Genomic DNA, 24,902 nt, shown 5'->3' with positions numbered 1-24,902 from the left:
TAATAAATACAAAAATTGATAATATATGTAAAATGGGAGGTTCCCAGTGGGTACATTAGAAGAAAATGATGAGGCATGGGAGCGCGAGCGCGCCAGAAGACGGGCAGAACGACGCAGGAGAAGACAGCGGGAGGCCAGAATAAAAAGAGCTATAGTTCTTACGGCCATGGGACTTTTCCTGTTCCTTGTGCTGGTTCTTGGCTCAATAACTGTAAAGCATATGACAAAGAAAGCGGCTGCCGGCGCGACGGAAACGGCGTATCTGGCTATGCGGACGAAAATTGAGGCGTCGATTCCCGCGGGGACTTCGGACGGAACAGATTCGGCAGAGACGGTTTCCTCTTATGCTGTGTCCGGCGACTATACCATCAGCGGATTGGACGGTGCTTCCTATCTGGGCAGCGACGAGGTGACCAGCACCCGGGCTCTTCTGGTGGACGCGGATAGCCGCACGGTCCTGTATCAGCGGGGCGCAGGCGATCGGATCAGTCCGGCGTCTATGACGAAAGTGCTGACGCTTCTGGTAGCAGTAGAGCATGTGTCGAATCTGGACGACACCTTTACGATTACCCGGGAAATCACAGATTACAGCTATTCCCACGACTGCAGTGCCGTGGGCTTTGATGAAAATGAGACCGTGACGGTGAGAGATCTGCTATACGGAACTATTCTGCCGTCCGGCGGCGACGCGGCGGCCGGACTGGCCTATTATGTATCCGGATCCCTGGACGGCTTTGTGGAGTTGATGAACCAGAAGCTGCAGGAGCTGGGAATCTCCGGCAGTGCCCATTTCACCAACTGCGTAGGGCTTTACGACGACAATCATTACTGTACTTTATATGATCTGGCGGTCATTATGACGGCGGCCATGGACAACCCGCTTTGCAGCGAAATTCTGAACGCCCGTACCTACACCACATCCGCCACGGAGCAGCATCCGGACGGTATTATCATTTCCAACTGGTTCCTGCGGCGGATTGAGGATAAGGACACCCACGGAGAAATCATCGGCGCGAAGACTGGCTATGTAGTACAGTCCGGCAACTGCGCGGTGAGCGTAAGCCGTTCGAACAGTGGACGCCGGTATATCTGCGTGACTGCGGACGCCCACAGCGCCTGGCGCTGCATTTACGACCATGTGGCGGTTTACCAGAATTATACGGAGTAAACAGGGAATTCACGAATTAGCGCAATAAAGCATTGACTATTTGAAAGCATAAAATTATAATAGGAAAAGAAATGAGGGCACAGAAAACGATGTGCTCTTATTTCTTGAGTTACAGGAAAGGACGCGGCTTACATAGTATGCAGAAGGAACTGGACTATTTTATGATTGAACATTCTTACGGAGGAAATCAGGAGTGGTTTTTGGATCCGATGATGAAAATCGGAGGCTGCGCGGCAGTGACGGCCTGCGACAGCAGCATTTACTTCGATTGTTATAAGGGAACGGAAGGCCTTTATCCCTATGAAAAGACAGCATTGACGAAAAAGGATTACGTAAAGTTCGGCATGAAGATGAAGCCATATCTGAAGCCCAGACGGACCGGCATCGATTCTCTGGATATCTATATGGACGGCTTCGGAAAATACCTGGCAGATAAGGGCTGCGACGCGGTTCACATGGAACCGCTGCATGGCACGGAGGATGCGGAAAAGGCAAAGGCGGCAGTGATAGACGCCATTGATCGGGGAGTTCCGGTGCCCTGTCTGGTTCTGAAGCATGAAAACCCGTTGTTTGAGAACTATGTCTGGCACTGGTTTCTTCTGACCGGTTACGATACGGCGGGGGACAGTTGTATGGTCAAAGCGGTGACCTTCGGTGAAAGCAAATGGCTGGATATGGATGATCTGTGGAACACAGGCCATGACAAAAAGGGCGGTCTGATTCTATATAAGTAAAAGGAAGAGAGGAATATGAAAAAATGAGTATCAGAATAGGAATTATGGGATACGGCAATCTGGGACGCGGCGTAGAGTGTGCGGTTGCCCAGAATGCGGATATGGAGTTGAAGGCAGTATTTACCAGAAGAAATCCGGAGGAGCTGCATATCTGGTCTAAGACAGCCAAAGTGGTCAGCGCATCTGAACTGGCAGACTGGAAGAACGAACTGGATGTCCTGATTCTCTGCGGCGGAAGCGCCACAGACCTGCCGAAGCAGACGCCGGAGTGCGCCAAGTACTTCAATGTCATCGACAGCTTTGACACCCATGCGCGGATTCCGGAGCATTTTGCGGATGTGGACGCAGAGGCGAAGAAGAGTGGCAGAGTAGCAATTATCTCCGTAGGCTGGGATCCGGGTCTGTTCTCCCTGAACCGTATGTACGCCAACGCCATTCTGCCGGAGGGCAAGGATTATACTTTCTGGGGCAAGGGTGTAAGCCAGGGGCACTCTGACGCAATTCGTCGCATCCCCGGTGTAAAGGACGCAAGACAGTATACGATCCCTGTGGAGAGTGCGCTGGAAGCAGTACGTGCAGGAAGGAATCCGGAGCTGACCACCCGCGAGAAGCATACCCGTGAGTGCTTCGTCGTCCTGGAGGAAGGCGCGGATCCCGCAAAGGTAGAAGAAGCGATCACGACGATGCCCAATTACTTCGCTGATTATGATACTACCGTTCATTTCATCACCGAAGAGGAAATGCAGCAGTATCACAGTCGTCTGCCCCATGGCGGATTTGTGCTCAGAAGCGGCGTAACCGGACGGGAGAAGGAGAATCATCATCTGATCGAGTATCGATTGAAGCTGGACTCCAACCCGGAATTTACTTCAAGCGTGCTTGTGGCTTACGCGAGAGCGGCATACCGCATGAGCCGGGAAGGTATGAGCGGCTGCAAGACTGTCTTTGACGTAGCTCCGGCTTACTTAAGCGCCAAGAGCGGCGAAGAGCTGCGGGCAAGCCTGCTGTAATGGACGCGCTGCGGGAGAAAATCGAAGCCACATTAAGCGCCTACCCGGTCTGCGAATACGCCTTTGTAAAGCCAAAGGAGCTTCCTTTCCGGGATGAGGTGCGTTATATCTGCCGAACCGAATGCCCGCGCTATGGTACTTCCTGGTCCTGTCCGCCTGCGGTGGGCACAGTGGAGGAATGCCGGAAACGGTGCCTCGGATATGAAGGCGTACTGATGTTCACCACTATTGCCGAGGGCGTGGATACGGAGGATATGTCCGCCATGCTGGCCACCAGACGGGAGCATGAGGAGATTACAAGACAGCTTCGGGATGAAATGAAAGCCTTCTGCGGGGAAATGCAGGTGCTTTCCACGGAATCCTGCGCCATTTGCGAAAAATGCGCTTATCCGGACGCGCCCTGCCGCCATCCGGATCGGATGTTTCCGTGTATCGAGAGCTACGGTATTCTGGTGACAGAGCCGGCGGAGAAAAATGGGATCACCTTTATGAGCGGAAGCGGCCTGGTGACTTGGTTCAGTCTCATTTTGTATAAACGGGCATAAGCGTCTAAAAAACTGCATATAGTTGAGGTAAGGAAAACAAAGGTCCGGAATTCATGAGCGTGAAAGAGCAGATGACGGAGGCTCTGAATCTGCCAAAGGATCTGACGCTGGGTGCAGTGATCTTGACCATTACCGGAAAGCATGAGGCTTATGTGGAAAACTACATGAGCCTCATTGAATATACGGAAAACCAGATCCGGATTCAGACCCGCACCTGTAAGCTGGAGATTCACGGCAAACAGCTGGAGATTGTCTATTACACCAATGAGGAAATGAAAATCACCGGCGAGCTTCTGGAGGTGAAATATTGCTGATTTGGTTGTTTCGTTATCTGAAGGGCTTTGTGCGGATCCGGGTTCTTGGGTACTCGCCGGAGCGCTTTCTGAACCTCTGTAAGGCCAGGCGCATCGTCCTGTGGGATCTGCAGAATGTGGGAAATGAATACGAAATGAATCTTAGCATCCGGGACTTCCGGAAAATCAGGCCATTGGTGAAAAAGGCCCGGGCGCATGTGACTGTTACCGAGCGCCACGGGCTTCCTTTTTTTCTGCACCGGAACCGGAAACGAAAGATGTTCCCGGTGGGGATGCTGGCCTGCTGCATGCTGCTCTATGTATTGTCCCTGTTTATCTGGGACATCCGGATCGAGGGGAACCGGGCCCGCAGTACCGACGTATTGCTTACCTATCTGGCGGAGGAGCAGATCGTCCACGGTATGCGAAAACGCGATGTGGACTGCAAGGAAATCCAGACCATGCTTCGGATTCATTTTCCCGATTTGACCTGGGTGTCAGCTCGCGTCACCGGCACACAGCTTCTGATTCGAGTGCGGGAAAATCAGGATCCGAAGACGGAACAGCCGGAAGCGGCGAATACATCAGAAAGTTCCGATCTGGTGGCGGACCGGGCAGGAATCATTACCGGCATTCTGGTGCGAAGCGGCACCGCCCAGGTGCAGCCCGGCGACGAGGTGGAGGTCGGTACGGTCCTCATCAGCGGAACGGTGGACATCCGGGACGACAGCGGCGAGGCGGTCGGCGTACAGGAGGTTCGTGCCGACGGCGACGTCCGGGCCCGGACTTTTTACATCTATGAGGACAGCTTTGCGCGGTCCCGCGAAGTACGGTATTTTACCGGGAAAAAACGTTATGGCGTGTCGATCAGAGCCGGACGGAAGTTGTTATCTTTCACGGATCCGAGAACCTTTCCTTTGTATACAACCGTGGAAACGGAGCATCCGTTGCATCTGACCGGGAATTTTTACCTTCCACTGTCTTTCGGCCTCATAGAGCGGGCCGAGTATGAGGTTTATACGGAAAAGTATACGGCGGAGGAGGCAAAAGGCCTTGCAGAAGCCCATCTTAATGAATTTTTAAATAATTTACTGCAAAAAGGGGTTCAAATTGTCGGAAATGATGTTAAAATAGATAACGGCAGGAATTTCTGCGTCTCGAAGGGGAAGATTGAGGCCCTGGAGGAGATCGGAATTCCGAAGATCAGACAAAAGGAGCAGGCAGCATTTGAGTAATATTGTGGAAAAGATGCTGGACGTACCGGCTGAACACCAGAGCAATGTGTTTGGACAGTTCGACAGCCATATCAAAAAAATAGAACAGACCCTGAAGGTGTCCGTCATTGCCAGGGATGGCGAGGTGAAGATCTTAGGTCCGGCCGATTACACCCGGCAGGCAGCCCGGGTCATCGAGCAGCTTCTGGAGCTTTCAAGAAGAGGCAACGTGATTCAGGAGCAGAACGTGGATTACGCCCTGGCCCTGTCCATGGAGGGACAGGAAGAGGCTGTGGTGGAGATTGATAAGGAGCTTATCTGCCACACCATCGCAGGCAAGCCCATCAAGCCCAAGACCCTGGGTCAGAAGAAATACGTGGACATGATCCGGAACCATATGATCGTGTTCGGTACCGGACCGGCCGGAACCGGTAAGACCTATCTTGCTATGGCCATGGCGATTACCGCCTTTAAGAATAATGAGGTAAGCCGGATTATCCTGACCCGTCCCGCCATTGAAGCAGGCGAGAAGCTGGGCTTCCTGCCGGGCGATTTGCAGAGTAAGGTGGATCCTTACCTGCGGCCCCTCTACGACGCCCTGTATCAGATCATGGGCGCGGAGAGCTTTCTGAAAAATATGGAAAAGGGGTTAATCGAGGTGGCGCCTCTGGCTTACATGCGAGGTCGTACTCTGGATAATGCCTTTATTATCCTGGATGAAGCCCAGAATACAACTCCGGCCCAGATGAAGATGTTCCTGACCCGTATCGGTTTCGGATCCAAGGTTATTGTGACCGGCGACGCCAGCCAGAAGGATTTGCCAGGCGGCACAAAGTCCGGCCTGGAGGTGGCTCTGAAGGTACTCTCCAAAGTGGACGACATCGGCTTCTGTGAGCTGACCAGCAAGGATGTGGTGCGTCACCCGCTGGTTCAAAAGATTGTACAGGCTTACGAAAGCTATGAGAAGGCCCAGGAGCGCAGAAGCTCCAGAAAGGACAGTCATGACTATCAACGTAGAAGATGAGAGCAATAAGACGCTGCCGGATGTGGATACGGAAGGGATTGCCGGAAAGGTTATTGAGGCAGCGCTGGATTATGAAAAATGTCCCTATGAGGCTGAAGTGAATCTGCTTCTGACAGATGATGAGGGCATCCATGAAATGAACCGGGAGCACAGAGGGATTGACCGTCCCACGGACGTGCTTTCCTTTCCCATGCTGGAGTATGAAAGCCCTGCGGACTTTTCCTTCGTGGAGGAGGATGAAGAGGACTGTTTTAACCCGGAGACCGGCGAGCTGGTACTGGGCGATATTGTGATTTCCGTGGATAAGGTCATGGAGCAGGCGGAAAAATACGGGCATAGCCGGACACGGGAGTACGCGTTCCTGATTGCCCACAGTATGCTGCATCTTTTCGGCTATGATCATATGGTGCCGGAAGAGGCAAGAGTGATGGAGGCGAAGCAGGCTGCCATTCTGGAAAGCCTGAATATTTTACGTTAGGGAGGATTTCCGGGATGAAGCAGGGATACCTGAAGAGGATGGGCATTCTGTGCCTGGCTGCGGGGCTGATGCTGGCGGCTGGCTGTGGCAAGGCAAAGACACAGGAGGCGGAAGAAAATGCATTTAATACCGAGGCGGAAGTAATCGCCTGGGAGGAAGAGGAACAGGCAGATAACGAGGATGACGCGGCGTCTGAGGAACCAGATAAGCCGGCGCCCCGGGAGGTGGTGGACGGCAAGATCCGAAGCTACTTTACCGGAGAATGGATCGACGAGGAGCTCGGAAAGACCAGGCCCCTCGCGATTATGCTGAATAACACCTCTGCGGCGTTGCCCATGTCCGGCGTATCAAATGCGTCTGTTATCTACGAATGCCCTGTGGAGGGCCGTATCACCCGCTGGATGGGTGTTTTTGAGAACTGGAAAAATCTGGAGAGAATTGGCTCTGTGCGAAGCTGCCGGCTTTACTACCTTCATTTCGCCCAGGAGTTTCATCCGGTGTACGCCCATTTCGGACAGGCTCAATACGCGCTGGCGGATTTGAACAGCGGCAAGTATGATGTGCTTTCCGGCGGAACCAAAGGCATCAAGCATCCGGCCACGGCCATGTATGATCGCATCAGCCGTCCGGGCAAGGCAACCGAGCATACGCTTTACGCGTTTCCGAAAGGTATCCAGAGGGATATTGAAAAAAAAGGGTATGATATGACCATGCCGGAGGAGTATCCGGGTAAATTTAAGTTCGCAGATACGGGTGAAATCGCGGAGTATCAGGGCTATCCGGACGCGACGGTCTTAAAACCCGGCGGAGATGGCGGTAAAAACGGCTTTGGCGGCGTCAAGGCGACGTTTAAGTATGACGCTTCCGATCGCAAATATTACCGCTGGACTTACGGTAATCCTCACACAGATGAGCTGAACGGTAAGCAGGTGGCGGTGACCAACGTCATTTTCCAGTACTGCGACGGCAACGTGCTGGACGCCAAGGATTATCTGCATTTTGCCACCCAGTCCAACGGAAACGAATGTAAGGTATTTACCAACGGTAAGGAGATCGACGGCTACTGGAAGAATCCGGGAGAGCTGGGAACTCCGGCCCGCTATTATGATGAAAACGATCAGGAAATTGTATTAAATAACGGAAAGACCTTTATCTGTATCATCTGGAATGATTATAAGGATGATGTGGTCGTTCAGTAAGGAAAAACGGAATCATGGGAAAGAAAAACAGTTCAAAATCCAATTATATTATGCAGGGCAGCATTCTGGCCATTGCGTCCATCGTGAGCCGGATCATTGGACTTCTCTACCGGTTGCCGGTGACCAATATCATTACAGACCATGGAAATGATTATTATTCCGCAGCCTACGAGATCTACAATGTCATTCTGCTGATTTCCTCTTACAGTCTGCCACTGGCAGTATCCAAGGTGGTGTCGGCCAAGGTAGCTCTCGGCGAATACCGGAATTCCTGGAGAGCTTTCAAAGGAGCCTTGTATATGGCTTTGGTGGTCGGCGCAGCCGGTTCGGCTCTGACCTTCTTTGGCGCAGGCTTTTTCACCGGAACCTTATTAAATACGCCGGAGAGTGAGCTGTGTCTGAAGGTACTTGCACTGGCCGTCTTTGTCATGGCGGTGATGGGCGTACTCCGTGGCTTCTTCCAGGGCATGGGAACCATGATGCCTACAGCTATTTCCCAGATCATTGAGCAGATCGTCAACGCCATCGTGAGCATTGCGGCGGCCAGCTATCTGTTTTCCTACGGCGTAAAGCTGGATGCGGCGGCAGGTATTACCAATGGGAAGAGCGGAGCCATCTACGGCGCGGCGGGAAGTACACTGGGTACCAGCCTGGGCGCAGCAGCAGGCCTTCTGTTCCTGATTATTGTCATGCTCATGTACAACCGGGTACTGCAGAAAAATATGCGCCGGGATCACGTAAGCCGGCAGGAAAGCTACGCAAGTACCCTGCGGGTGCTGATTATGACCATCGTACCGGTCATTTTAAGTACAGCTGTCTACAATATCAGCGGTATCGTGGACCAGGGCGTATTCAAATACCTGATGCTGGATGTACAGAAGGCGGATAAGAGTACGGTCGAGATCTACTGGGGCATCTATGTGGGCAAATATAAGCTTCTGACCAATGTGCCCATCGCAGTGGCGTCGGCCCTGTCCGCCTCCACGATTCCGGCTCTGACCAGAGCCCGGATTTCCGGCGACTGGGATGAGATGCGGAAAAAGACCGAGGGAGCCATCCGCATGGTCATGATGATCTGTATCCCCAGCGCCTTCGGCCTCACTGCGCTTGGCGAGCCGATTCTTGATCTGCTGTCCTGGAATACCAATGAGATTGCGCCGAAGCTCTTTTTGATTGGTTCTGCCTCTGTCATTTTCTATGGCCTGTCTACCCTGACGAACGGGATCCTGCAGGGTATTGATCGGATGCAGATTCCGGTGCGCAACGCCGTGATTGCGCTGGTGACCCATCTGCTCCTGATGATTAGTCTGGTGCAGCTTGGCAAGCTTCATATCTATGGAGTGGTGTTGGCCTATATGTTCTTCGCCATCCTTATGTGTATCCTGAACGGAGCGGCTATCCGGAAGCATCTGGATTACCATCAGGAGATCAAACGAACCTTTTTGATTCCGGGCGTGTCATCCCTGATTATGGCGCTGGCGGTATGGCTTCTGTACCAGCCCCTTCATAAAGTAATCGGGGTACGGATTTCTACGCTGTTGTGCCTGATCCTGGCTGTAATCATTTATGCGTTTTTCGTTCTGCTGCTGCATGGCATCACAGAGGAAGAACTGAAAAGCTTCCCAAAAGGGAGAACAATCGTTCGCATATTGAAGAGGATCCATCTGATTTAAAAGAAGTTGTGCATTGAAAACCCTTCTTTTTGGACATACTGTTCAAAAAAGGAGGGTTTTTTATGGCAAAACGACTTCTGGCGGCAATGGCCGGGATCGCGTTCCTGATGACACTGGCCTATTATTCCGGTAGTCTCAGGTCGGAGCGGGCTATGGAGCAGGAAAAGGAGCGGCTGCTGGCGCAGATCGAGAGTCTGGAGCTTCTGACGAAGGAGCAGGCCGCTGCGCCGGGAGACCGCGTGCAGGCGGACACCGCTGCGTCCGGGGGCAGAAAGACACAGGTGAAACCGGAAGAAACCGGAAGTGAAGAACCTGCAAAGTTCCGCTTTTTCATAAAGGAAGCCGACGGTCTGGTCAACATTTACCGGGAAGACGGAACCACACTGTATGAGACAACAGATATCCCGGTTTCCCTGCTGCCGGAGGCCCTGCGACAGGAAATCAGCGCCGGGAAGGGCGTGGCCACGGAGCAGGAACTTTATGATTTCTTGGAGAATTACTCCAGTTAAACTTGCTATTCCGGCCATTATGGTGTAAAGTTAAGTGAGTTAAAGAGTTACTGTTTACAGTAACTCTGCAAGCAGAGGACAAAATGACATGAATACAGACTACAGAGAAAAGATAAAAAACAAAAAACGCATTGTGGTAAAGGTGGGAACCTCTTCCCTGATTCATAAGGAGACGGGGGGCCTGGATCTTATCAAGGTGGAGCATCTGGTGCGGGAGCTGTCAGATCTGCATAACCGGGGCAAGGATGTGATTCTGGTCACATCCGGAGCTATCGGCGTGGGCAGGAAGGCAGCCGGGCTTCAGGAGAAGCCGGAGAGCATCCCCATGAAGCAGGCCTGCGCAGCCATCGGACAGGCGAGACTGATGATGATCTATCAGAAATTTTTCGCTGAATATAATCAGGTGGCAGCCCAGATTCTGATGACCCGCAACACCATGATCAACCTGAAAAACCGCAGGCATGCCCAGGATACCTTCGCGGAGCTTCTGGAGCTTGGAGCGATTCCTGTCGTCAACGCCAATGACAGTATCTCTACTTTTGAGATTCTCCACGGTGATAACGACACTCTGTCGGCCATTGTGGCTTCCCTGGTGGACGCGGATCTTCTGATCCTGCTGTCCGACATCAACGGTCTCTATACGGATAACCCAAACACAAACCCGGATGCGGAGTTTGTGCCCTTTGTGGAGTATCTGGATGAGGAGCTGATGGGCATGGGGCATGACGCGGTGAGCTCGGTGGGAACCGGCGGCATGGCGACCAAGCTTATCGCGGCGGAGCTTGCCACAGCGGCGGGAGCCGATATGCTGATTGCCAATGGCGGTGATATGAGTGTCATTCACAAAATCGTGAACGGGGAGAAGTACGGCACTTTCTTTCAGGCACATAAGGATGAATCCTTTGATTTAAAGACATTTCTGGAGGCGCATTTTTCATGAAAAAAGCAGGAATGGTACTGGAGGGCGGCGGCACAAGAGGCGTATTTACAGCCGGCGTGCTGGACTATTTTATGGAACAGGGCATGTATCTGCCCTATGTCATCGGCGTATCGGCAGGCGCCTGCAACGCAGTAGACTATGCGTCACACCAGCCGGGCCGGATGAAGCTGTGCACGATTGATTTTCTGGAGGCCGGAAGCTATGTGGGCCTCAAGTCCTTGGTAAAAACGCACAGCCTGTTTAACATGGATTTGATCTTTGATATATTTCCCAATAAGATCATTCCCTTTGATTATGACACATACTTTTCTTCCGGTATGGAGTGCATTCTGACAGCTACCAACGCCCTGACCGGCAAGGCTGAGTATCTGTCGGAGAAAAGCGACCGGCAGCGGCTGATGACTATCTGCCGGGCTTCGTCCAGTCTTCCGGTGGTATCGCCCATTGTGGATGTGGACGGCATTCCCATGGTGGACGGCGGCGTGGCGGATTCCGTGCCCATTCGCAAGGCTCTGCACGACGGTGTGAAGAAGCCTGTTATCATTCTCACAAGACAGGCGGGCTACCGGAAAGCGCCTGCGAAGAAGACGCTGAAAATGGCTCAGATCATGTATCAGAAGTATCCGAATCTGATTCGTGCCATCAAATATCGGGCTTACTATTACAATCGCACCATGGAACTTATCGAGGACCTGGAAAACCGGGGACATGTTTTTGTGATCCGGCCTCAGGTTCCGGTGGTCAAGAATACCGAGAATCACGCAGAAGTATTAACAGATTTTTACAACCATGGCTATGAATACGCAAAGGATATTTTTGAACAGGCAGCGTCCTTTGCGGGATGGGAAGGAGATAAATAAATGGATCCACAGAAGATTGCGCGCATCAACGAGCTGTACCGCCGTTCCAAGGCGGAGGGCCTGACTGATGCGGAGAAGAAGGAGCAGAAGCTTCTGCGCCTGGAATATATCGAGGCCGTCCGCATGAACCTGCGCGGACAGCTGAACAATATTGATATTAAGGAGCAGGACGGCAGCGTCGTAAATCTGGGTGAAAAATATGATGCAAACAGAAAAGGAAACTAAAAAAGCTTTAAAGAAGGCCTTGCGAAAAGAGATCAAGGCACTGCGGGCGGCTCATACGGACGAACAGATTCATGAGCTGAGTCTGGGCGTGCGGGATCAGGTGCTGACCCTGCAGGAATACCGGCAGGCGGAGGTGATCTACGCTTACGTGGACTGTAAGCATGAGGTGGAGACCTCGGATATCATCCGGGCGGCCTGGGCTGACGGCAAACGGGTGGCTGTCCCGAAGGTACTGGGACAGGATATGAAGTTCTTCTATATCACTTCTCTGGAAAATGATCTGGAGGAGGGGTATTACGGAATCCGGGAGCCTTACGAAAAGCATGCGGCAGATGAAAGCAGAGACGAGGAAAAAGCCCTGATGCTGATGCCTGGCGTGGCTTTCGATGAGGAACGGCACCGGATCGGTTACGGCGGGGGCTTTTACGACCGTTTCCTGGAGGCGCATCCGAAGCTTTCCCGAGTGGCGCTGGCCTTTGAATTTCAGGTAAAAGAAAGCGTTCCTTATGAAGCGTTTGATATCTGTCCGGAGAAAATCGTGACAGAGAAACGGGTAATCGGGAGGAAATAGATGACATTAGAGTGTATTGGACAGAAAGCAAAGGAAGCGGAACCGATTCTCCGGGTCATGACTCGGGAGGAGAAAGACCGGGTACTTTTGAAAGCGGCAGAGCTTCTTGTAAGCGAGCAGGAAAAGATCCTTGCATCCAATGAAAAAGATATGGAAGCGGGACAGGAGCGCGGCATGAAGCCGGGACTTCTGGACAGGCTGAAGTTGACCGAAGATCGCATCGCGGGCATGGCGGAAGGTCTTCGCCAGATTGCGGACTTACCGGATCCGGTGGGCGAAGTCATGAAGGACTGGGTGCCGGAAAATGGCCTGCATATCCGTCAGGTGCGGGTGCCTCTCGGCGTCATCGGTATCATTTACGAAGCCCGGCCCAATGTGACTGCGGACGCCTTCGGACTTTGCTTCAAGACCGGCAATCCGGTGGTGCTGCGGGGCGGAAGCGACGCGATTCATTCTAATCAGGCCATCACCGAGGTGCTGCAGCAGGCATTAACAGCCTGTGGCTGCCCGGAAAGTGCTATCCAGCTTCTGACGGATACCAGCCGGGAGATGGCTGCGGCCTTTATGAAGCTGAACCGGTACATAGATGTGCTGATTCCCAGAGGAAGTGCCGGGTTAATCGCCACCGTTGTCAACAACAGTACGATTCCGGTCATTGAGACAGGATCCGGTAACTGTCACATCTATGTGGATGAGACGGCGGATCTCGAGATGGCCGTGAATATTGTATACAATGCCAAGACACAGCGCATCGGCGTCTGCAATGCCTGTGAGTCTCTGGTGGTAAACCGTAAGGTAAAAGACGCATTTCTGCCTCTGCTGGCAAAGAAGCTTCAGGAGAAGCAAGTGGAGTTTCGCGGAGACGAAGCAGCCAGAGAAGCGGTTCCTATGACGGCAGCCACAGAGGAAGACTGGGGTACGGAGTATCTGGATTACATTCTTTCTGTGAAGACCGTAGATAATGTAGAGGAAGCCATTGCCCATATCAATCGTTATAATACCGGACATTCCGAAGCAATTATCACAGAAAATCAGGAACATGCAGAGAAGTTTTTAAAGGAAGTGGATGCAGCGGCAGTCTATGTAAATGCTTCGACCCGCTTTACCGACGGCTTTGAGTTCGGCTTTGGCGCGGAGATCGGCATCAGTACCCAGAAGCTGCATGCCAGAGGTCCCATGGGTCTTGTGGCGCTTACTTCTTACAAATACGAGATTACCGGCCATGGCCAGGTAAGGGGGTAATACATGAGAGTAATAGCAGGAACAGCCCGGAGTATGCCGCTGAAATGCATTGAGGGGCTGGATACCAGGCCGACCACCGATCGAATTAAGGAAACTTTATTTAATATGCTGCAGCCGGAGATCCCGGGCTGCCGGTTTCTGGATCTTTTTGGCGGAAGCGGGGCTATCGGTATCGAGGCCTTAAGCCGGGGCGCGGATTTCGCGGCCTTTGCGGAAAATAACCGGAAGGCTTACGACTGCATCGGCGACAATCTGGTCTTCACGAAGCTCAATGACCGGGCGCGGGTATTTTTTATGGACGCTTTGGGAGCACTTCGGGTGCTGGAGGGCGAAGAGCCCTTCGATATCATTTTTCTGGATCCGCCCTATGGAAAGGGACTGGAGCGGGATGTACTTGGTTACCTTCAAAATTCCAGCCTGATGACTGCCGATACAACCATTATTCTGGAGGCGTCACTGAACGAAGAGACAGACTGGGTTGAAGATCTGGGCTACCGGATCCGCAAGGTAAAAAAATACAAGACGAATAAGCATCTCTTTATCGAGATGGATGAGGATGACGAATGATTAGAGCAATTTATGCAGGAAGCTTTGACCCGGTGACGAAAGGACATCTGGATGTGATTGTCCGCGCTTCCCGGATCGTGGACGAGCTGGTGGTGGGTGTCTTAAACAACCGTGCCAAAACTCCGTTGTTTTCTGTGGAAGAACGTGTTAAGATGTTAGAAGAAGTCACAAAGGAATATCCGAATATCAAGATTCGCTCCTTTACGGGACTTCTGGTAGATTTTGCGAAGGAATGCGAAGCCCATATTATCGTGCGCGGCCTGCGGGCGATCACGGACTTCGATTATGAGCTGCAGATGGCCCAGACCAATCGGATCATGAGTCCGGATCTGGATACGCTGTTTCTTACGACCAGCCTGGAATACGCTTACCTTAGTTCCACGACGGTCAAGGAGGTGGCAGCCTTCGGCGGCGATATTTCCGCTTTTGTACCGCCCTATGTGGAAGAAAAAATCCGGGAGCGGATGAAGGAGCGTTACGCGTAACTAAAATGGAAATAGAGAGGAGAACGGTTTTATGAGCAGCAAGATCGAACAGATCATCGAGGAGATCGAGGAGTACATTGACGGCTGCAAGCCGCAGACATTATCAAAGACGAATATCATTGTCAATAAAGAGGAGATTGAAGAGCTGCTGCGGGAGCTTCGCATGAAGACTCCGGAGGAGATCAAACGTTATCAGAAAGTGCTGGCTAACCGGGACGCCATTCTGGCAGACGCCCAGGCGAAGGCAGACGCGATTATCAAGGAGGCCAATATACATACGACCGAATTGATCAACGAGCATGAGATCATGCAGCAGGCGTATGTACAGGCCAATGAAATTATGGCAGCCGCGGAGGCAGAGGCACAGAAGCGTCTGGATGCAGCCACCATCGAAGCCAATAACTTCCGTATGCAGGCCATGCGCTACACCGACGATATGCTGGGCAATCTGCAGAATCTGGTTCGCCAGACTATGGAAGGACACGCAGCACGCTATGAATCTATGATGAACTCTCTGAATAATTTCAACGAGATTCTGGCAAGCAACCGGGCAGAGTTAGGACCGGCTATCGCAACAGAACAGCCGGAAGAGGAAGCGCCAAAGGAAGAGCAGTAAGTCCAAGATACAGAATGGCGAAGCAGGCGGTGAGTAGGGCCGTACCGGCTTTAGCTTTCAGATAATTTAAAACCGAAAGCTGGGTTCCCTGCAGCATGCTTTCCGTCTGTGCTGCACCGGACAGACCGCCGAAGGAAACGATAAAGAGCGACAGCGCCCAGGCGGCGCGCTTGGTAAGAATCGGTGACGCGGCGGTCAGGGCAATGCCATTTGTGATTTCCAGCAGACCGACGGTCAGGCAGGAACACAGCGGCAGGGAGCCGATAAGGAGAAGCAGCAGCTTTGCCAGCATGGAGAACAGGATGAGATAGCCGCCGAGCTTCAGGATATTTTCCAGGCCGTCCATGATGCAGGCATCCACGATTTTGAAGCTGATTTGAGATCCGGATGTCTTTTTTTCTATGGATAGATCCGGAAAGGTCTGCCTGTGACGGGTCAGCGCCGCGTAGAGGAGCGGCGCGCCATAGACCAGCAGAAGGGAAACAGGGACACGCTCCGGCAGCTCCAGCGCTTCCGTCAGGCAGTAGCCGGTGAGAAAGGCGGGACTTGGGTTATTGGTAAAGGTAAGCAGGTACGCGCCTTCTTCGGGTGTGATACGGTTCTCCCGGACCAGATCGGCGGAGATCTTCGCTCCCACAGGGTATCCGCACAGGAAGCCCGTCAGCAGGCAGAAAGAACCGTTCGGAGAGAGTCCGAAAAAGCTCCGTGCCAGGGGTGCAAGGAACCGGGTGATGCCAGAGACCCCGTCCAGAGCGATCAGAAGCCGGGAGAGAATAAAGAAGGGAAGCAGCATTGGCAACAGGGTGTGGAACCACAGCAGCAGTCCTTCCGAGGAAGCCGCAGCGGCCTGTACCGGAGCCAGCAGCAAAAAAGCAAGTAAGATAAGACTGACAGTCATATAAATAAATTTTTTTCTCATAGAAATCTATATGAGAGCAAGGAGGAACAATATGCGAGTTTTGGAAGGATTAGAGCCGAAGAAGGTATTTGAATATTTTGAGGATCTGACACAGATTCCGAGAGGATCGGGAAATGAGGCCGGCGCGGCAGAATATTGTATGGAATTCGCGAAGAAGCGCGGACTATCCGCGTCCCGGGACGAGTTCAACAATGTGGTCATCGTTAAAGAGGCTTCCGCAGGTTACGAGGACGCACCCACCGTCATCATCCAGGGGCATCTGGATATGGTATGCGAGAAAGAGGCGGACTGTACTATTGATTTCGCGAAGGATCCCCTGGACGTGGCCGTAGACGGCGATTTTATCTACGCGAAGGGCACGACCCTGGGCGGCGACGACGGTATCGCGGTCGCTATCGCACTGGCGATTCTGGATGACGACAGCCTGTCCCATCCCCGTCTGGAGTGTCTGTTTACCACCGGAGAAGAGGTGGGTCTTCTGGGCGCCAAGGATTTTGATGCTTCTCATATGAAGGGGCGCAGACTTATCAACATCGACTCCGAGGAGGAGGGTATCTTTACCGTGAGCTGCGCCGGTGGCATGGACGGCATTCTGCATATCCCGGCGGTCTATCAGGAGACTGAGGGCGTACGCTACACCGTAACCGTAGACGGTCTTCAGGGCGGTCACTCCGGAGCAGAGATTCATAAAGAGCACGGCAATTCCAATATTCTCATGGGCAGAGCGCTCTGCTGGTTGGACGAGGTGGTGAATTTCCGGATTGCCGGGCTGTCCGGCGGTCTCATGGACAATGCGATTCCGCGCAGCACGAAAGCGGTACTGTACGTGCCGGAGGAGGAATGTCAGGCCTTTGAAGAGCGTCTGAATACCCTCGACGCCATTTACAAGACTGAGTTTGCGGCAAGCGACGCAGGTGTAACCGTAAGCTTCGTATCCGAAGGAAAGGCAAGCGGTCAGGCCCTGACGCCCAAGTGCGCGGCCATCCTGATGTATGTGCTTCATATGGTACCCAACGGCGTCATCAAGGACAGCATGGATATCCCGGGACTGGTACAGACGTCCCTGAACCTGGGCATCTTACGTCTTACCAACGAAGAGGCGACCGCCACATTCAGCATCCGAAGCTCCATTGAATCCGAGAAGCAGGAACTGGGCGACCGTCTCCGCCACTGTGTGGAGTTCCTGGGCGGAACCTACGAGGAGAAGGGCTCCTATCCGGGATGGGAGTACCGTCATGAGTCCGAACTTCGGGATACCTGTGTGTCTGTATTTAAGAAAATGTATGACCGGAATCCGAAAGTTATGGCCATCCACGCAGGCCTGGAGTGCGGTCTGTTCAGCGGCAAGATGGAAGGCCTGGACTGTGTCTCCATCGGACCGAATCTGTATGATATCCATACGCCGAAGGAGCGCTTAAGTATTTCTTCCACAAAGCGGATCTATGAATTTGTGGTAGAGGTTCTAAAAGAGCTGCGCTAAGCATAGAATATTTAGTAAGCATTTTTGATGCGGAGTGAAGATGCGGGATGCGTAAGCTTTCAGCTGCGGGGGCATGGTTACTGCTGCTGGGTCTTGGTCTGTTGATTCTGGGTACGGAAGAACATATCCGGAGACAGGCCGGACTTTTTAAGACGGCTCAGGCGCAGGAACGCCCGGAGGAAACTGCGCGGCGTTATTATGAGCTGTATGAAAATATCTGGAAAGATCTGGAATATTTTCCGATTCCCCAGTGGAAAGAGGAAAACCTATCCGTTACTTATGAGAACAGCTGGCTTTTCGAGCGTACCTATGGCGGAACACGCGGCCATGAGGGAACGGATCTGATGCCGCCGGAGAACGAAAGCGGGGTGTATCCGGTGATCAGTATCTCAGACGGTACGGTGGAGAGCGTCGGCTGGCTGGAAAAGGGCGGCTGGCGAATCGGTGTCCGGAGCATCCACGACGTATATTTTTATTATGCCCATCTTTCCTCCTACGCGGAGGAGTTCCAGAAAGGCGACGTCATAAATGCGGGGCAGCTTCTGGGCTATATGGGCGATACGGGCTACGGAAAGCAGGAGGGTACTTCCGGTCAGTTCCCAGTGCATCTGCATCTGGGGATCTATCTTCGAAATGAAGAGTTTGCGGAACTGGCAGTGAATCCCTACTGGTTTCTGCGCTATCTGGAAAACTGCCGGCTGACGGTATCCCGGGGCGCGTCCGGCTGAAAAGGAGAGGTATATGGAAATACAATTGTGGCGGGAGATTTTAAATCCCTATGAGCTGGCGGTCAAGGAGGTCATGACTAAGTTTAACCACCTGATCAAGGAGCACCGGGATCGGGGACTTTACTGTCCCATCGAGCAGGTGGATGGCCGGGTCAAGACCATTTCCAGCATTCTGGATAAATGTCAGAAGAAGAAAATTGATCTGGAGGATATCGAAGAGAAGATCTATGATCTGGCCGGTATCCGCATCATCTGTCAGTTTGTGGAGGACATCGACAAGGTAGTGGAGATCATCCGGAACCGCAAGGACATGGAAATCAAGCAGGAGCGGGATTACATACGAGAAATGAAAAGCAGCGGCTATCGCAGCTACCACATTATCCTTTATTATACGGTGGATACGCTGAACGGCCCCAAGCGCCTGCAGATGGAGGTGCAGATCCGCACCATGGCCATGAATTTCTGGGCCACGGTGGAGCATTCCCTCCAGTATAAGTACAAGCGGAATATCCCGGAGCATATCAAAGAGCGGCTTTTAAGCGCGGCGGACGCCATCATCACCCTGGATAATGAGATGTCCACGGTGCGCAGCGAGATCATGGACGCGCAGATCTCCTTCCGGATTCAGGCGAACATCGTGGCGGATATCCTGAACAATATCCAGAACCTGTACCGGGTGGCCAATAAGCGGGAGATCCTAAAGATTCAGGACGAATTTTACCGAATCTACGCCATGAATGACATCGATCAGCTGGAGCGCTTCGACCGACAGCTGGATATGATTGCGGAGGGCTATCGGGCCCAGTCGCTTCCTACGGAGGAATAAATGTTACAATTACCGGAATCCTTTTTACAGGAAATGAGAGAACTCCTGGGCGATGAATATGACGCCTGGGAGAAAAGCTATGAACATAACGAGGGCTTTCGCGGCCTTCGTGTCAATACAGGGAAGCTGCGTCCGGAGGAGTTTCAGGCTCTTTCGGCCTTTTCTTTGCGTGCGGTTCCCTGGACCCGGAACGGCTTCTATCTGGAGGGACAGGCGCAGGCATCGAAGCATCCGTACTATGCGGCCGGGCTTTATTATCTTCAGGAGCCCAGCGCCATGACGCCGGCAGCCTGTCTGCCCATCGAAGAAGAAGACCGGGTACTGGATCTCTGCGCAGCCCCCGGCGGAAAGGCCACGGAGCTGGCGGCAAAGCTGCGTGGAACGGGCGTTCTGGTTGCCAATGACATCAGCAATTCCCGGGCAAAAGCCCTGCTTAAAAATCTGGAGCTCTTTGGCGCCGGCAATATTCTCGTAACCAGCGAGACGCCCGAGCGGCTTCTTACCTATTTCGAAGGCTGGTTTGACAAGATTCTCGTGGACGCCCCCTGCTCCGGCGAGGGCATGTTCCGGAAGGAACCGTCCATGGTGAAGGACTGGCTGGAAAAGGGACCGGATTATTACGCGGATATTCAGAGAACTGTGGTAACTGCAGCGGCGAAGCTGCTGCGTCCGGGCGGACAGTTAGTCTATTCCACCTGCACCTTTTCGAAACATGAAAATGAGGAAACCATTGAGCGGCTGATAAAAGAGGAAGGCTTCACCCTGCTGCCGTTGCCATTACCGGAGGAACGGGAAGCGCTTGGCTTCGCGCCGGGGCTCGGGGCCTGCGCAGGCGCAGCCCGGCTGTTTCCCCATCGGTTAGATGGTGAAGGACATTTCGTGGCTTTACTGCAGAAGAATGTATGTTCTGATAATTCTGCCGCGACGTTACCAAAGCACAAGGAAAAGGCAGACTCTAAGGGTGCGCTGAAAAAGCTCCCGGAGGAATGGCTGGATTTCGCAAAGGATCTGCATGTGAAATGGGACGCCCGTTGTTTTCGCCTTTACGATGGCCGATTATATGTGCTGCCCGAGGCATTGACGGGTAAAAATATCCGTTCCTTACGCTTTCTGCGGACAGGCCTCTATCTGGGCGAAGTAAAACAGAAGCGCTTTGAGCCCAGCCAGGCTCTGGCCATGTATCTGCGAAAAGAAGAGTTTGCCCTGTCGGTGGACCTGAAAGCGGACGATGAACGTGTATTCCGCTATTTAAAGGGTGAGACGTTGGATCTGGAGGACTTGGCAGCGCGAGGGGCGAAAGGCTGGTGTCAGGTCTGTGTGGACGGGTACCCCTTAGGCTGGGGAAAGCTTGCAAACGGTACGCTCAAGAATAAATATTATCCCGGATGGAGGTGGTAGCATGCGTCTGGACAAATATCTCTGCGAAGCGGGATACGGAACCCGGAGCGAAGTAAAAAAATTGCTGCGAAGCTGCATAGTTACCGTAAACGGGGAAAGGGTTACGAAGTCGGAGACAAAGATAAAGGACGGCGATGTGGTGTGCGTAGCCGGAAAAGAGGCGTCCTTTTCCAGGGTGGAGTACTGGATGCTGCATAAGCCTGCCGGATATATTTCCGCCACCGAGGATAAAAAGCTCGACACAGTGCTGGAACTTTTGCCGGAGAACGCTCGTTCGGATTTGTTCCCGGTGGGACGGCTCGACCGGGATACGGAAGGCCTGCTGCTTTTGACCAACGACGGTAAGCTGGCCCATTACCTGTTATCCCCCAAACGCCATGTGGACAAGACCTATTACGCCAGAATTCAGGGTCGGGTGAAATCGGAACATGTGCAGGCCTTTCTGGAGGGACTGGATATCGGCGATGAGAAAAAGACCCTTCCGGCGGAACTGCGGATTCTGAAGTCCGGCCCGGAATCGGAGATCGAAGTGACTATTCGGGAAGGCCGCTTTCATCAGGTAAAACGGATGTTCGAAGTCATCGGCTGTGAGGTTACATATCTGAAACGGCTTTCCATGGGAAGTCTGAAGCTGGATGAGACTCTGGAGATCGGCGCGTGCAGGCCCCTTACGGAAGAAGAACTTCGAAAATTGAAGGAGGAGACAGGATGCTGGACGGAATAAAAGCAGTTCTTTTTGATCTGGACGGAACCCTGGTAGATTCCATGTGGATGTGGGGAGCCATTGACGTGGAATATCTGGGCCGTCATGGCCTGACAGTCTATCCCGGGCTTCAGCAGGCCATCGAGGGCATGAGCTTTTCGGAGACCGCAGCGTATTTTAAAGAGCAGTTCGCCCTGCCGGATAGTCTGGATGTGATTAAGGCCGAGTGGATCGCCATGTCAAAAGAAAAATACGCCCATGAAGTGCCTTTAAAACCAGGCGCGCGGGAATTTCTGGAATACCTAAAATCACACGGAATCAAAGCCGGAATCGCCACCAGCAATGGCCGGGAGCTTCTGGACGCCGTGGTGGCCGGACAGGGGCTTGCGCCTTATTTCCAGTGCCTGATGACCTCCTGTGAGGCAGGGGCCGGAAAACCAGCGCCGGATATCTATCTCAAGGTGGCGGCGGAGCTTGGCGCGAAACCGGAAGACTGTCTGGTCTTTGAGGACACACCCGCAGGAGCCCAGGCCGGGAAAGCAGCCGGAGCAAAAGTATGTTCGATCTACGACGCGTATGCCAAAAATCGGCAGTCTGAAAACCGCCGGCTTGCAGATTACTATATTCACGATTTTTATCAGGTGCTGGACGGGACCTATGAGACGTTGGTACCAGGACAGGAGTAATACATGAAACAGCAGGGATTTTTGCCCGCAACAAAAGAAGAATTAAGGGAACGGGGCATTACGCAACCAGACTTTGTCTATGTCATCGGCGACGCCTACGTGGATCATCCATCCTTCGGCCCGGCGATTATCGGGCGGGTGTTGGAAAGCCACGGCTACAGCGTGGCGATCCTGGCCCAGCCGGACTGGAAGGATCCAAAGAGCATCCAAGTCTATGGCGAGCCGCGCCTGGCCTTCCTGGTCTCCTCCGGAAATATGGATTCTATGGTAAATCACTATTCCGTGTCGAAAAAACGCCGGAAGACTGACGCATTCACGCCGGGCGGTGTTATGGGAAAACGCCCCGACCGGGCCGATATGGTATACAGTAACCTGATTCGCCATGTATATAAGCATGTGCCTATTATCTTAGGCGGCATTGAGGCCAGTCTCCGACGCATGGCCCATTATGATTACTGGGCGGATGGCTTTAAGCGGTCACTGCTTCTGGACAGCGGAGCGGATCTGATTTCCTATGGCATGGGCGAACGGTCCATCGTGGAGATTGCCGACGCGCTGGCTTCCGGAATTTCCATTCGGGATCTGACCTTTGTAAATGGAACTGTCTACAAGACCAGCCATAAAGAGGATATCTACGACGCGATTTTTCTGCCGGATTATGAGAGTATGAAGGCCGATAAGACTCTATATGCCAAAAGCTTCGGGATTCAGCAGAAAAATGCCGATCCGATCCGGGGAAAACGGATGGCGGAGCAGTATTCCGAACATCTGTTTATCGTGCAGAATCCACCGGCAAAACCCTTGTCCCAGGAGGAAATGGATGAGATCTACGATTTGCCGTTCCAGCGGGCGGTGCATCCTTCCTGTCTGACGCAGGGTGAGGTTCCGGCCTTCTCGGAGATCAAATTCAGTCTGGCAAGCTGTCGGGGCTGTTTTGGAGCCTGCAGCTTTTGCGCCCTGACCTTCCACCAGGGACGGATCATCCAGGCCAGAAGCCATGAATCCCTGCTCCGGGAGGCCCGGGCTATGACAAAGGATAAGGACTTCAAGGGCTATATCCACGACGTGGGCGGTCCCACCGCAGATTTCCGGCAGCCTGCCTGCGATAAGCAGCTGAAAGCCGGAGCCTGCCCGGAACGGCAGTGTCTGTTTCCGAAACCCTGTCCGAATCTGAAGGCCGATCACAGCGATTACATCAGCCTTCTCCGGAAGCTCCGGGCCATCCCCGGCGTGAAAAAGGTGTTCATCCGTTCCGGTATCCGCTTTGATTATGTGCTGGCGGATCCAAATCAGAGTTTTTTGAAAGAACTCTGTGAATATCACGTAAGCGGCCAGCTGAAAGTGGCACCGGAGCATGTGTCCGACGCAGTCTTAGCGAAGATGGGCAAGCCGAACCGCAGCGTCTACGAGGAGTTCTGCCGCCGCTATAAAAAGATGAACGAAACCCTGCAGAAAAAGCAGTATCTGGTGCCGTACCTCATGTCCTCCCATCCGGGATCGACGCTGAAAGAGGCAGTGGAGCTGGCCGAGTACTGCCGGGATCTGGGCTACATGCCGGAGCAGGTGCAGGATTTCTATCCGACGCCCTCCACCATGTCCACCTGTATGTATTACACCGGTCTCGATCCCCGCACCATGGAGAAGGTCTATGTGCCGAAGAATCCCCATGAAAAGGCCATGCAGCGGGCGCTGATCCAGTACCGGGATCCCAAGAACCGGGAGCTGGTGCAGGAAGCCCTGGAGAAATGTGGCCGCCGGGATCTCATTGGTTATGGACCCAAATGCCTGCTTCGCCCGGAGGGAGGAAGACCCGGAGAGCGGAGTGGACAGAAAACCGATTTCCGGAAAAACAGTTCCGGGAACAGAGCAGGCGGACGCACGGAACGAACAGAAACAAACGTTCGAAAGAACGCTGGAGCGAAAAAGAAGACGATCCGGAATGTACACAAGAAGAAATAGGAGAAGCTATTTATGAGTCAATATCAGCTGATCGCCCTGGATATGGACGGCACCTTATTAAACAGCAAAAAAGAAATCAGCCCCGGATGCAGAGAAGCCATCGAAAAAGCACTGGCAGAAGGCAAAGAAGTTGTGCTTTCCACCGGCCGCTGCCGCCCGGAGCTGACAGAATTCCGGAAACTGATCCCGGGTCTCCGCTATGTGAACTGCACCAGCGGAGCTATGGTTTACGATTTTCGGGAGCAGCGGGTGATTTATTCCAACACCATAGATATCCCTGTGGTCAAGGAAATCTTCCGCCTCGCTTGGAAGGAAGAAGCCATGCTGCACATCCTGGATGAGAAATCCATCGAACAGACCAACCAACTGGCCCACATCGATCGCTACGGCATGGGCATCTACAAGGAGCTGCATGCCCGGGTTGTGGAGCCCCATGACGATCTGTATGGCTTCTACATGGCCAATCCATTTCCGGTGGAGAAAATCAATTTGTATCATCAGAGTATGGAATCCAGGACGCGGACCAAAGAGCGGATTCAGGCTCTGGCGCTTCCGGTGGAAATGGTAGATGCGGAGAGCTCGTCCCTGGAGCTGACTGCCACAGGCGTCGATAAGGGCGTGGGCCTTACGAAGCTCTGCGAGGCCCTCGGCATTCCGGTGAGCGCCAGCATCGCCGTGGGAGACGCAGACAATGATTTAAGTGTCCTACGGGCCGCAGGACTTGCCGTAGCCATGGGAAATGCGTTGGATTCGGTGAAAGCAATTTCGTATGTCACCGTGGCGGACTGTGATCACGACGGCTGCGCGGAAGCCATTTACAAATATCTGCTTGGATAAAACCGGGAGGTGG

At 53.0% G+C, this 24,902-nt stretch carries 28 protein-coding genes; 27 read left to right on the top strand and 1 reads right to left on the bottom strand.

What is annotated here, in order from left to right:
• Positions 1-46 precede the first annotated feature (46 nt).
• From ACESZP_RS00615 to ACESZP_RS00525, 19 genes are all read left to right on the top strand, one after another.
• On the top strand, positions 47-1,168 hold the full coding sequence (locus tag ACESZP_RS00615) for a D-alanyl-D-alanine carboxypeptidase family protein (RefSeq protein WP_499707696.1): 1,122 nt from the start codon (positions 47-49) through the stop codon (positions 1,166-1,168).
• A 137-nt stretch (positions 1,169-1,305) separates the two neighbouring features.
• Positions 1,306-1,902: a hypothetical protein gene (locus tag ACESZP_RS00610; RefSeq protein WP_499707695.1), complete on the top strand. Its 597-nt coding sequence runs from the start codon at positions 1,306-1,308 to the stop codon at positions 1,900-1,902.
• A gap of 23 nt (positions 1,903-1,925) precedes the next feature.
• On the top strand, positions 1,926-2,912 hold the full coding sequence (locus ACESZP_RS00605; RefSeq protein WP_178039141.1) for a diaminopimelate dehydrogenase: 987 nt from the start codon (positions 1,926-1,928) through the stop codon (positions 2,910-2,912).
• Positions 2,912-3,457, top strand: coding sequence for a DUF2284 domain-containing protein (locus ACESZP_RS00600; protein ID WP_499707694.1), 546 nt, complete (start codon positions 2,912-2,914; stop codon positions 3,455-3,457). The genes ACESZP_RS00605 and ACESZP_RS00600 overlap by 1 nt, the downstream gene beginning before the upstream one ends.
• A 53-nt stretch (positions 3,458-3,510) precedes the next feature.
• A complete protein-coding gene (locus ACESZP_RS00595; protein WP_499707693.1) occupies positions 3,511-3,771 on the top strand; it encodes a YabP/YqfC family sporulation protein in 261 nt (86 codons plus the stop codon).
• Entirely contained in the window at positions 3,765-4,985 is a 1,221-nt protein-coding gene (locus tag ACESZP_RS00590) for a sporulation protein YqfD (RefSeq protein WP_499707692.1), read from the top strand. The genes ACESZP_RS00595 and ACESZP_RS00590 overlap by 7 nt, the downstream gene beginning before the upstream one ends.
• Before the next feature lie 13 nt (positions 4,986-4,998).
• Positions 4,999-5,988: a PhoH family protein gene (locus ACESZP_RS00585; protein ID WP_178039172.1), complete on the top strand. Its 990-nt coding sequence runs from the start codon at positions 4,999-5,001 to the stop codon at positions 5,986-5,988.
• Positions 5,966-6,466 carry an rRNA maturation RNase YbeY gene (gene ybeY / locus ACESZP_RS00580; protein ID WP_178039147.1) on the top strand — a complete coding sequence of 167 codons (501 nt, stop codon included), beginning with the start codon at positions 5,966-5,968 and terminating at the stop codon, positions 6,464-6,466. The genes ACESZP_RS00585 and ybeY overlap by 23 nt, the downstream gene beginning before the upstream one ends.
• A gap of 14 nt (positions 6,467-6,480) precedes the next feature.
• Positions 6,481-7,665 (top strand): DUF3048 domain-containing protein, encoded by a 1,185-nt coding sequence (locus tag ACESZP_RS00575; RefSeq protein ID WP_499707691.1) that lies wholly within the window; start codon positions 6,481-6,483, stop codon positions 7,663-7,665.
• 14 nt (positions 7,666-7,679) lie between these two features.
• Entirely contained in the window at positions 7,680-9,338 is a 1,659-nt protein-coding gene (locus tag ACESZP_RS00570; RefSeq protein WP_349165079.1) for a putative polysaccharide biosynthesis protein, read from the top strand.
• A gap of 62 nt (positions 9,339-9,400) precedes the next feature.
• Entirely contained in the window at positions 9,401-9,847 is a 447-nt protein-coding gene (locus ACESZP_RS00565) for a hypothetical protein (RefSeq protein ID WP_499707690.1), read from the top strand.
• An 88-nt stretch (positions 9,848-9,935) separates the two neighbouring features.
• The gene (gene proB / locus ACESZP_RS00560) at positions 9,936-10,787 is read left to right on the top strand and encodes a glutamate 5-kinase (protein ID WP_499707689.1); all 852 of its coding nucleotides are present in this window, start codon (positions 9,936-9,938) and stop codon (positions 10,785-10,787) included.
• Positions 10,784-11,647: a patatin-like phospholipase family protein gene (locus ACESZP_RS00555; RefSeq protein WP_440322408.1), complete on the top strand. Its 864-nt coding sequence runs from the start codon at positions 10,784-10,786 to the stop codon at positions 11,645-11,647. The genes proB and ACESZP_RS00555 overlap by 4 nt, the downstream gene beginning before the upstream one ends.
• On the top strand, positions 11,648-11,872 hold the full coding sequence (locus ACESZP_RS00550) for a DUF896 domain-containing protein (RefSeq protein ID WP_178039153.1): 225 nt from the start codon (positions 11,648-11,650) through the stop codon (positions 11,870-11,872).
• Entirely contained in the window at positions 11,847-12,443 is a 597-nt protein-coding gene (locus ACESZP_RS00545) for a 5-formyltetrahydrofolate cyclo-ligase (protein WP_499707688.1), read from the top strand. The genes ACESZP_RS00550 and ACESZP_RS00545 overlap by 26 nt, the downstream gene beginning before the upstream one ends.
• Positions 12,444-13,685 (top strand): glutamate-5-semialdehyde dehydrogenase, encoded by a 1,242-nt coding sequence (locus ACESZP_RS00540; RefSeq protein WP_499707687.1) that lies wholly within the window; start codon positions 12,444-12,446, stop codon positions 13,683-13,685.
• A 3-nt stretch (positions 13,686-13,688) separates the two neighbouring features.
• Entirely contained in the window at positions 13,689-14,252 is a 564-nt protein-coding gene (gene rsmD, locus ACESZP_RS00535) for a 16S rRNA (guanine(966)-N(2))-methyltransferase RsmD (RefSeq protein WP_349165074.1), read from the top strand.
• The gene (gene coaD / locus ACESZP_RS00530) at positions 14,249-14,737 is read left to right on the top strand and encodes a pantetheine-phosphate adenylyltransferase (protein WP_178039157.1); all 489 of its coding nucleotides are present in this window, start codon (positions 14,249-14,251) and stop codon (positions 14,735-14,737) included. Before rsmD ends, coaD begins: the two co-directional genes overlap by 4 nt.
• Positions 14,738-14,768: 31 nt before the next feature.
• Positions 14,769-15,353 (top strand): ATPase, encoded by a 585-nt coding sequence (locus tag ACESZP_RS00525; protein WP_499707686.1) that lies wholly within the window; start codon positions 14,769-14,771, stop codon positions 15,351-15,353.
• Here the strand turns inward: ACESZP_RS00525 and ACESZP_RS00520 are convergent.
• On the bottom strand, positions 15,304-16,272 hold the full coding sequence (locus tag ACESZP_RS00520; RefSeq protein ID WP_499707685.1) for a nucleoside recognition domain-containing protein: 969 nt from the start codon (positions 16,270-16,272) through the stop codon (positions 15,304-15,306). The genes ACESZP_RS00525 and ACESZP_RS00520 overlap by 50 nt on opposite strands.
• 31 nt (positions 16,273-16,303) lie before the next feature.
• Here ACESZP_RS00520 and ACESZP_RS00515 point away from each other — a divergent pair, with 31 nt between their 5' ends.
• From ACESZP_RS00515 to ACESZP_RS00480, 8 genes are read left to right on the top strand one after another with little or no spacing between them, the layout of a single operon-like run.
• The gene (locus ACESZP_RS00515) at positions 16,304-17,752 is read left to right on the top strand and encodes an aminoacyl-histidine dipeptidase (protein ID WP_499707684.1); all 1,449 of its coding nucleotides are present in this window, start codon (positions 16,304-16,306) and stop codon (positions 17,750-17,752) included.
• Between the two features lie 47 nt (positions 17,753-17,799).
• Positions 17,800-18,480 carry a M23 family metallopeptidase gene (locus tag ACESZP_RS00510; protein WP_499707683.1) on the top strand — a complete coding sequence of 227 codons (681 nt, stop codon included), beginning with the start codon at positions 17,800-17,802 and terminating at the stop codon, positions 18,478-18,480.
• Between the two features lie 13 nt (positions 18,481-18,493).
• Entirely contained in the window at positions 18,494-19,306 is an 813-nt protein-coding gene (locus tag ACESZP_RS00505; protein ID WP_178039162.1) for a RelA/SpoT-related domain-containing protein, read from the top strand.
• Positions 19,307-20,704 (top strand): RsmF rRNA methyltransferase first C-terminal domain-containing protein, encoded by a 1,398-nt coding sequence (locus ACESZP_RS00500; RefSeq protein ID WP_499707682.1) that lies wholly within the window; start codon positions 19,307-19,309, stop codon positions 20,702-20,704.
• Position 20,705: 1 nt separating this feature from the next.
• On the top strand, positions 20,706-21,428 hold the full coding sequence (locus ACESZP_RS00495) for a pseudouridine synthase (protein ID WP_178039164.1): 723 nt from the start codon (positions 20,706-20,708) through the stop codon (positions 21,426-21,428).
• On the top strand, positions 21,413-22,093 hold the full coding sequence (locus tag ACESZP_RS00490) for an HAD family hydrolase (RefSeq protein WP_499707681.1): 681 nt from the start codon (positions 21,413-21,415) through the stop codon (positions 22,091-22,093). Before ACESZP_RS00495 ends, ACESZP_RS00490 begins: the two co-directional genes overlap by 16 nt.
• A 3-nt stretch (positions 22,094-22,096) precedes the next feature.
• Positions 22,097-24,052 (top strand): YgiQ family radical SAM protein, encoded by a 1,956-nt coding sequence (locus tag ACESZP_RS00485; protein ID WP_178039166.1) that lies wholly within the window; start codon positions 22,097-22,099, stop codon positions 24,050-24,052.
• 12 nt (positions 24,053-24,064) lie between these two features.
• Positions 24,065-24,889, top strand: a complete 825-nt coding sequence (locus ACESZP_RS00480; RefSeq protein WP_499707680.1) for a Cof-type HAD-IIB family hydrolase — start codon at positions 24,065-24,067, stop codon at positions 24,887-24,889.
• Positions 24,890-24,902 lie beyond the last annotated feature (13 nt).

The organism is Candidatus Dorea massiliensis AP6 (assembly GCF_964245105.1).
Classification (GTDB): domain Bacteria; phylum Bacillota; class Clostridia; order Lachnospirales; family Lachnospiraceae; genus Laedolimicola; species Laedolimicola intestinihominis.
The sequence above is the reverse complement of the archived record's forward strand: the minus strand, read 5'-3'. Positions and strand labels throughout refer to the sequence as shown.

Excerpts from the sequence above, each read along its gene's own strand:
- ACESZP_RS00575 (WP_499707691.1), top strand. The coding sequence starts at position 6,481 with ATGAAGCAGGGATACCTGAAGAGGATGGGCATTCTGTGCCTGGCTGCG.
- ACESZP_RS00570 (WP_349165079.1), top strand. The coding sequence starts at position 7,680 with ATGGGAAAGAAAAACAGTTCAAAATCCAATTATATTATGCAGGGCAGC.
- ACESZP_RS00510 (WP_499707683.1), top strand. The coding sequence starts at position 17,800 with ATGCGTAAGCTTTCAGCTGCGGGGGCATGGTTACTGCTGCTGGGTCTT.
- ACESZP_RS00600 (WP_499707694.1), top strand. The coding sequence starts at position 2,912 with ATGGACGCGCTGCGGGAGAAAATCGAAGCCACATTAAGCGCCTACCCG.
- ACESZP_RS00595 (WP_499707693.1), top strand. The coding sequence starts at position 3,511 with ATGAGCGTGAAAGAGCAGATGACGGAGGCTCTGAATCTGCCAAAGGAT.
- ACESZP_RS00515 (WP_499707684.1), top strand. The coding sequence starts at position 16,304 with ATGCGAGTTTTGGAAGGATTAGAGCCGAAGAAGGTATTTGAATATTTT.
- ACESZP_RS00585 (WP_178039172.1), top strand. The coding sequence starts at position 4,999 with ATGCTGGACGTACCGGCTGAACACCAGAGCAATGTGTTTGGACAGTTC.
- ACESZP_RS00550 (WP_178039153.1), top strand. The coding sequence starts at position 11,648 with ATGGATCCACAGAAGATTGCGCGCATCAACGAGCTGTACCGCCGTTCC.
- ybeY (WP_178039147.1), top strand. The coding sequence starts at position 5,966 with ATGACTATCAACGTAGAAGATGAGAGCAATAAGACGCTGCCGGATGTG.
- ACESZP_RS00540 (WP_499707687.1), top strand. The coding sequence starts at position 12,444 with ATGACATTAGAGTGTATTGGACAGAAAGCAAAGGAAGCGGAACCGATT.
- ACESZP_RS00495 (WP_178039164.1), top strand. The coding sequence starts at position 20,706 with ATGCGTCTGGACAAATATCTCTGCGAAGCGGGATACGGAACCCGGAGC.
- ACESZP_RS00505 (WP_178039162.1), top strand. The coding sequence starts at position 18,494 with ATGGAAATACAATTGTGGCGGGAGATTTTAAATCCCTATGAGCTGGCG.
- ACESZP_RS00485 (WP_178039166.1), top strand. The coding sequence starts at position 22,097 with ATGAAACAGCAGGGATTTTTGCCCGCAACAAAAGAAGAATTAAGGGAA.
- coaD (WP_178039157.1), top strand. The coding sequence starts at position 14,249 with ATGATTAGAGCAATTTATGCAGGAAGCTTTGACCCGGTGACGAAAGGA.
- ACESZP_RS00525 (WP_499707686.1), top strand. The coding sequence starts at position 14,769 with ATGAGCAGCAAGATCGAACAGATCATCGAGGAGATCGAGGAGTACATT.
- rsmD (WP_349165074.1), top strand. The coding sequence starts at position 13,689 with ATGAGAGTAATAGCAGGAACAGCCCGGAGTATGCCGCTGAAATGCATT.
- ACESZP_RS00605 (WP_178039141.1), top strand. The coding sequence starts at position 1,926 with ATGAGTATCAGAATAGGAATTATGGGATACGGCAATCTGGGACGCGGC.
- ACESZP_RS00545 (WP_499707688.1), top strand. The coding sequence starts at position 11,847 with ATGATGCAAACAGAAAAGGAAACTAAAAAAGCTTTAAAGAAGGCCTTG.
- ACESZP_RS00520 (WP_499707685.1), bottom strand. The coding sequence starts at position 16,272 with ATGAGAAAAAAATTTATTTATATGACTGTCAGTCTTATCTTACTTGCT.
- proB (WP_499707689.1), top strand. The coding sequence starts at position 9,936 with ATGAATACAGACTACAGAGAAAAGATAAAAAACAAAAAACGCATTGTG.
- ACESZP_RS00555 (WP_440322408.1), top strand. The coding sequence starts at position 10,784 with ATGAAAAAAGCAGGAATGGTACTGGAGGGCGGCGGCACAAGAGGCGTA.
- ACESZP_RS00480 (WP_499707680.1), top strand. The coding sequence starts at position 24,065 with ATGAGTCAATATCAGCTGATCGCCCTGGATATGGACGGCACCTTATTA.
- ACESZP_RS00500 (WP_499707682.1), top strand. The coding sequence starts at position 19,307 with ATGTTACAATTACCGGAATCCTTTTTACAGGAAATGAGAGAACTCCTG.
- ACESZP_RS00565 (WP_499707690.1), top strand. The coding sequence starts at position 9,401 with ATGGCAAAACGACTTCTGGCGGCAATGGCCGGGATCGCGTTCCTGATG.
- ACESZP_RS00490 (WP_499707681.1), top strand. The coding sequence starts at position 21,413 with ATGCTGGACGGAATAAAAGCAGTTCTTTTTGATCTGGACGGAACCCTG.
- ACESZP_RS00610 (WP_499707695.1), top strand. The coding sequence starts at position 1,306 with ATGCAGAAGGAACTGGACTATTTTATGATTGAACATTCTTACGGAGGA.